The 6,340-nt window shown below is 65.7% G+C and carries 7 protein-coding genes; 4 read left to right on the forward strand and 3 right to left on the reverse strand.

The window, feature by feature from the left end; translation table 11 throughout:
• The first annotated feature begins 65 nt into the window (after nucleotides 1-65).
• Nucleotides 66-593, forward strand: a complete 528-nt coding sequence (locus tag ON44_RS33405) for a peptidylprolyl isomerase (RefSeq protein WP_040697863.1) — start codon at nucleotides 66-68, stop codon at nucleotides 591-593.
• Nucleotides 594-597: 4 nt separating this feature from the next.
• Entirely contained in the window at nucleotides 598-1,467 is an 870-nt protein-coding gene (locus tag ON44_RS33410; RefSeq protein WP_040697821.1) for a rhomboid family intramembrane serine protease, read from the forward strand.
• A gap of 218 nt (nucleotides 1,468-1,685) precedes the next feature.
• Here ON44_RS33410 and ON44_RS33415 read toward each other — a convergent pair whose 3' ends face one another.
• Together ON44_RS33415 and crgA are read right to left on the reverse strand one after the other, a co-directional pair.
• On the reverse strand, nucleotides 1,686-2,150 hold the full coding sequence (locus ON44_RS33415) for a PH domain-containing protein (RefSeq protein ID WP_373283239.1): 465 nt from the start codon (nucleotides 2,148-2,150) through the stop codon (nucleotides 1,686-1,688).
• A 131-nt stretch (nucleotides 2,151-2,281) separates the two neighbouring features.
• Nucleotides 2,282-2,545 carry a cell division protein CrgA gene (gene crgA / locus ON44_RS33420; RefSeq protein ID WP_040697865.1) on the reverse strand — a complete coding sequence of 88 codons (264 nt, stop codon included), beginning with the start codon at nucleotides 2,543-2,545 and terminating at the stop codon, nucleotides 2,282-2,284.
• Nucleotides 2,546-2,750: 205 nt separating this feature from the next.
• Here crgA and ON44_RS33425 point away from each other — a divergent pair, with 205 nt between their 5' ends.
• Together ON44_RS33425 and ON44_RS33430 are read left to right on the forward strand one after the other, a co-directional pair.
• The gene (locus ON44_RS33425) at nucleotides 2,751-3,395 is read left to right on the forward strand and encodes an aminodeoxychorismate/anthranilate synthase component II (protein WP_040697823.1); all 645 of its coding nucleotides are present in this window, start codon (nucleotides 2,751-2,753) and stop codon (nucleotides 3,393-3,395) included.
• Nucleotides 3,392-4,510, forward strand: coding sequence for a dihydrofolate reductase family protein (locus ON44_RS33430; protein ID WP_040697825.1), 1,119 nt, complete (start codon nucleotides 3,392-3,394; stop codon nucleotides 4,508-4,510). Before ON44_RS33425 ends, ON44_RS33430 begins: the two co-directional genes overlap by 4 nt.
• Nucleotides 4,511-4,594: 84 nt before the next feature.
• On the opposite strand, the gene pknB is transcribed toward ON44_RS33430, so the two are convergent.
• The coding region (gene pknB, locus ON44_RS33435; protein WP_040697826.1) for a Stk1 family PASTA domain-containing Ser/Thr kinase at nucleotides 4,595-6,340 on the reverse strand (1,746 nt) is incomplete at its 5' end.

The following is a 6,340-nucleotide window of genomic DNA, read 5'->3' on the forward strand; positions in this document are numbered from 1 at the left end:
CCAGATCACAGCCGCACCCGGCCCGGTGCGGCGAAGATTGCGAGGATCGTGGCACGATGGGCGGCGTGACCTCACCGAACCAGACCGCCGTGGCCACGTTGCATACCAACCACGGCGATATCAAGATCTCGCTCTTCGGTAACCACGCCCCGAAGACGGTGCGGAACTTCATCGGCCTGGCCGACGGATCGGCGCCGTACAAGACGGAGAACGCCAGCGGCGGCACCTCCGGCCCGTTCTACGACGGCGTGAGCTTCCACCGGGTGATCGACGGGTTCATGATTCAAGGTGGTGACCCGACCGGCACCGGACGCGGTGGGCCCGGCTACGAATTCGGCGACGAATTCCACCCGGAGCTGCGCTTCGATCGCGGCTACCTGCTGGCGATGGCGAATGCGGGACCGGGCACCAATGGTTCGCAGTTCTTCATCACCGTCGGTTCGCAGCCGCATCTGAACCGCAAGCACACCATCTTCGGGGAGGTCGTCGACCCCGATTCGCGCAAGGTCGTCGATGCCATCGCGACCGCGCCGACCGATCGCAACGACCGTCCCAAGGAAGCCGTCACCATCTCCAAGATCACTATCGAATAATCCGATGAACGCTCAACCGCCCGCACCGACGTGCGTCCGCCACCCCAACCGTCCTACGGGCCTGGCCTGCACTCGGTGCGGGCGGCCGGCCTGTCCGGAATGTCTGCGACCCGCGGCGGTCGGACAGCACTGTGTCGACTGTGTCCGTCAGGGACAGCGTGCGGTCCGGCCGGTGCGAACCGTCGCCGGTGCGCAGACCGTGCGGACGCCGACTCCCTATGTCACCTATGCGCTCATTGCGCTGAACACGATCGTCTTCGCGATCACCGCGGGCCAATCGAAGAGTCTGGTGGAGAACACCGGGCATTCCGCGCTGTACGTCGACTGGGTGCTCTATCCGCCCGCGGTCGCGGACGGTCAGTACGTGCGGCTGATCGGCTCCGGCTTCCTGCACTACGGTCCGATCCACCTGCTGCTCAATATGTTCGCGCTGTATGTGGTCGGCCGCAGTATCGAGCCGGTGCTCGGGCGGGTGCGCTATCTGGTGGTCTACCTGGTGTCACTGCTCGGCGGTTCGGCCGCTGTGATGGTTTTCGCCAGGGACAGCCTCACCGCGGGCGCATCGTGTGCGGTGTACGGACTGTTCGGTGCGATCACCGTGATCCTGATCCGGGTGCGACAGAATCCGAATCAGATGTTGATCCTCATCGGCATCAATGTCTTCATCAGCTTCTCGCTGCCCGGTATCTCATTGGCCGGACACCTCGGCGGACTCGCCGCGGGCACCCTTGCCGCACTCGGCATTCTGTTCCTGCCGGAGTGGCTGCGCGCGAAAACCCAAGAGAACGCACGGCTGATCGGCTGGGCGGCAGTTGCCGCGGTCACCGTGGCGGCACTCGCCGTCATCGTCGCCGCGGCGCTATCACTTCGGTAGAAGCTTCACTTGAATCCTCGCCCGCCCGAAGGCGGGAGATTCCTGGCTCATGCCGCCCACTCGCTCGGCGAGCTTTCGGGTCTTCCGCAATCAACACAAGCAGGGCTGAAACCACCCCTGTAGAACCGCGCAAGCCCTGGCCGGTAGGTGTCGCGCGCACAACAATGGACGGGGATGCTTCACGTGAAACGTTGCCGCCGCGCGCATTCGGCGCGCGGCTACTGCGCGAGTCCGTGTGCGACCAGGGTTTCGAAGACCTCGTCCGGACTGGTGCCGAGGTCCCAGCGGCCGAAAATCAGCAGGCGTTCGTCGCCGTGGTGCTCGACATCGATTTCGAGCATGGGATTCTTGCGGCCGAGGCGTCGATAGCCGACGACTCGGGCCCGCATTATCTGATCGCGGGAGTATTCGGTCGGCCCGGTGAGACTGCGGACCACCAGTCGCGGCTGTGGATCGGCGGTGATGCTCAGGCGCGGGCGCTGCCGGAATCCGAGTCCGGCCAAGGCCAGCAGGCCGAGCGCCGCGAATCCGATCAGCAGCCGACTCGGTCCATCCTTGGCGAGGATGGCGGCACCGGCCAGCACCAAGCCGCCGATGGTGACCGCAATGAGTGCGGCCATCGGCGTGGTCCAGGTGGTGCGTGGTTCGGGATGCGGATCAGGCGAATCGGATTCGGGATCCACGTGTCACTTTCCCCAATCGTTCCTCGAGTTGTCCACATGGTTATCCACAGGTGTGCATGAATGACACGTCTGTAATCCTTGCCGTAGCGACTGCTTGCAGGTCGCTCGAAAAGGCCGGCTATTGCGCCAGGTCACCGCCACCGCATGGTCATGATCAGGCCGACGACCATCAGGCCGAAGCCGATCAGGAAGTTCCACGCCCCGAGATCCGCCATCCAGGTGATGCGGTCGTTGGCCAGGTAGTAGACGAGCAGCCAGACCAGCCCGGCCAGCATGAAGCCGAGCATGATCACGACGTACCAGACCGGGGACGGCCCTGCCTTCACCTTGACCGGCGTGCGGCTGGCGGGATTGATCGTGTAGTCGGTCTTCTTTCGGACCTTCGACTTGGGCATGTCGTCCTCGTGTTCGGCGTTCAGGTCGGGTACCGGCGGGCAGGATTCGGTTGAATTATGGCCGAGCTCGCGCACCACAGAACCCGATCCGGCGGGGGCCGAGACGGTCCGGGTGAGGGCTCAGGTCCCCTCCGGTCTGCCTCTAGGCTATCCCAACTGGTAATGCGGGCGACGGTCCGCCGGGTCGCCACGTAATCTCGTCAGCATGCGTGTACTGGTCGTCGACAACTACGACAGCTTCGTGTTCAACCTGGTGCAGTACCTCGGCCAGTTGGGTGCCGAGGCCGTGGTCTGGCGCAATGACGACCCGAACTTGGCCGATCTGGACGCGGTCGTCACCGAATACGACGGCATTCTGATCAGCCCCGGACCTGGCACTCCGGATCGAGCGGGCGCGAGCATCGATCTGGTACACGCCTGCACCCGCCACAGCATTCCGCTGCTCGGGGTGTGCCTGGGCCATCAGGCCATCGGAGAGGCGTTCGGCGGCACCGTGACTCGCGCGCCGGAGTTGCTGCACGGCAAGACCAGCTCGGTCTTCCATCTCGGCACGGGCGTGCTGGCCGGTCTGCCCGACCCGTTCACCGCGACCCGATACCACTCACTCACCGTCCTCGAGGACACCCTGCCCGCGGATATCGAGGTGATCGGGCGCACCGAGTCCGGGATCGTGATGGCGATGCGGCATCGGACACTGCCGATTCACGGCGTGCAGTTCCATCCCGAATCGGTGCTGACCCAGGGCGGGCACCGGATGTTGGCGAACTGGCTGGAGGTATGCGGCGAGCGTCCGTCCGAGGGGCTGGTGGAGATGCTGGAGGCGGAGGTCGCGGCACTGGTGACCCAGTGACGCGTCGGCCCTATGTCCTGCTGTCTGTCGCGGTCAGTGTCGACGGATATATCGACGATGCGAGTCCGGAGCGGCTCAAGCTGTCCAATGCCGCGGATTTCGATCGGGTGGATCAGGTGCGCGCTGAGTCCGACGCGATCCTGATCGGCGCGCAGACACTGCGACGCGACAATCCGCGGTTGCTGGTCAACAGTGCCGACCGGCGGGCCGCGCGTATCGCGGCAGGAAAACCGGAGTACCCCCTGAAGATCGCCGTGAGCGCACGCGGCGATCTGGATCCCGAGCTGCGGTTCTGGCACCACGGCGGTGACAAACTCGTCTACACCACACATACCGGTGCGGCGAAGCTCGGCGATCGGTTGGCGGGTCTGGCCGAAGTGGTCCCGCTCGGTGCCGATATCGACCTCGGAGCATTGCTCGACGATCTCGGCCGCCGCGGCATCGCCCGGCTCATGGTCGAGGGCGGCACCCGCATCCACACGCAGTTCCTGGCGGCGGACCTGGCCGACGAATTGCAGATGGCAGTCGCGCCGATCGTCGTCGGACATGCCGCGGCGCCGCGCTTTCTCGGCCCCGCGAGCTACCCGGCCCGCCGAATGCACCTGGCCGATGTCACTCGGATCGGCGATATCGCATTACTGCGCTACCTGCCGCGCGAGTCCGAGGAACAGACCGATATCCGATTCATGCGCCGGGCAATCGAACTGGCGCGGTTGTGCCCGCCCAGCCCGACCGCATTCTCCGTCGGCGCGATCATCGTGGCCGACGGCGTCGAGATCTCGACCGGCTACTCGCGCGAGACCGACGAGAAGGTCCATGCCGAGGAGTCCGCGCTCGACAAGCTCGACGTGGACGATCCTCGGCTGGCGCGGGCGACGATCTACAGCACCCTGGAACCGTGCTCCCAGCGCGCCACCGCGACCCGGCTGCCGTGTACCGACCGGATCCTGCGGGCCGGGATTCCGCGGGTCGTCATCGCCTGGCGGGAACCGACGACCTTCGTGACCAACTGCGTCGGGGTGGAGCAGTTGCGGCAGCACGGCGTCGAGGTGGTCGAGTTGGCGGAACTGGCCGAGGAGGCGATGTCGATGAATCGCCACCTGGATCTTTCCTGATCGGCGTGACGGCCTGCCGCGGACCGCGGTGACGAATTCGCTGAGCTGATCGTCGTCGAGGTGGCGTGCCGGGGTCGGCTGCTGTTACGGCGGACCGAGGACGTAGGTGGTGATCGATACCGTTCCGTTCTTCGCGATCGCCGATCCGGCCGTGGGCTGCTGGCTGACGACCCGGCCGACGCTGTTGGTATCGAAGGTGCCCTGGGTGGTCTGGCTGATCTGTGCCGATGTACCGGTCCAACCTGCCTGCCGCAGCTTGTCCACCGCCTGCGCCGTGGTCAGGCCGACCAGGCTCGGCATGACGATGTCACCGCTGGAGACCTGCACGGTGACCGTCGACCCTTTGTCCGCGCTTGCGCCGCCCGCCGGGTTGGTCGAGAGCACCTCGCCCTTGGGCTTCGAGGACGGCACCTCCTGGATATTGATCTTGAAACCGGCGCTGTCCACCAGATTCGGCTGTGCGACGCTGATGTCCTGACCGACCACATTCGGCACCCGGATCTGCTCCGGTCCGGAACCGAGAATCACCACGATGGCCCGGTCGACATCGACGCGCGAGCCCGCCGAGGGATCGGTGCCGATCACCTTGTCCGTCTCCTGCGCACTCGACGGCTTGCGCTGCACGTTCGGATCCATCCGCAAGCCACTGGCGTTCAACTGCTGCTCCGCCTGCTCCTGGGTCATGCCGTCGAGCCGAGGAATCTGCACCTGTGCCGGTCCGGAGGACACCTGCACGGTGATCGTGCTGCCCTTGTCGACCCGGGAGCCGCCGAGCGGCTGGGTGGAGATGACATTGCCGGTGGCGACCTTGTTATCCGGCTTCTGCTGGATGGCCACCGTGAAGCCGAGCTTCTGCAGCGAGTCCTGGGCCTGTTGCGCGGATCTGTTCGAAAGATCCGGTATGGCGACCTGATCCGGGCGCGCGCCCGGCCCGATCAATACCCAGAACAGGGCGAACGCGACGATGACCGCCGCGGCGGCGCCGAGGGCGATATAGAGATTGCGACGCGGACTCGCCGGTTCGGCGGGTTCCTGCTCGGCGGTGTCGTCATTGCGTTCGACGGTGCGGAAGCTGCGCGGCGCCGGTTCGTTCGAGCCGAGGATGGTGGTGCGGTCCTCGTCGGTCATCACCATCGGCGCGCTCGGCTTCTGGCCGCCGAGCACCCGGATCAAATCGGCACGCATCTCGGCGGCGGACTGGTACCGGTTGGCCGGATTCTTGCTCATCGCCTTGAGCACGACGGAATCCAGCTCGCGCGGCACTCCGTTGTGGACATGCGATGGCAGCCGCGGATCCTCCCGGACGTGCTGGTAGGCAACGGCGATCGGCGAGTCACCGGTGAAAGGTGGCTCGCCGGTAAGGATTTCGAACAGCACACAGCCGACGGAATAGACATCCGAGCGGGCGTCGACGGTCTCACCGCGTGCCTGCTCGGGCGAAAGATATTGCGCAGTACCGATAACGGCCGCGGTCTGGGTCATCGGGTTGGAGCTGTCGGCAATCGCCCGCGCGATGCCGAAGTCCATCACCTTCACCGCACCGGCCCGATTGATCATGATGTTCGCCGGCTTCATATCGCGGTGCACGATTCCGGCCTTATGGCTGAAATCCAGTGCGGCGCAGACGTCGGCGACGACCTCCATGGCCCGGCGCGGCGGTATCGGACCCTTACCGCGCACGATGTCACGCAGCGTGTCACCGTCGACGTACTCCATCACGATGTACGGCAGTGGGCCGCCGTCCACCTCCGCCTCACCGGTGTCGTAGACCGCGACGATGGCCGGGTGGTTCAGTGCGGCGGCGTTCTGCGCCTCGCGCTTGAAGCGCAG

This window comes from Nocardia vinacea NBRC 16497 (genome assembly GCF_000308835.1).
Lineage (GTDB): Bacteria > Actinomycetota > Actinomycetes > Mycobacteriales > Mycobacteriaceae > Nocardia > Nocardia vinacea.

Excerpts from the sequence above, each read along its gene's own strand:
- ON44_RS33410 (WP_040697821.1), top strand. The coding sequence starts at position 598 with ATGAACGCTCAACCGCCCGCACCGACGTGCGTCCGCCACCCCAACCGT.
- crgA (WP_040697865.1), bottom strand. The coding sequence starts at position 2,545 with ATGCCCAAGTCGAAGGTCCGAAAGAAGACCGACTACACGATCAATCCC.
- ON44_RS33425 (WP_040697823.1), top strand. The coding sequence starts at position 2,751 with ATGCGTGTACTGGTCGTCGACAACTACGACAGCTTCGTGTTCAACCTG.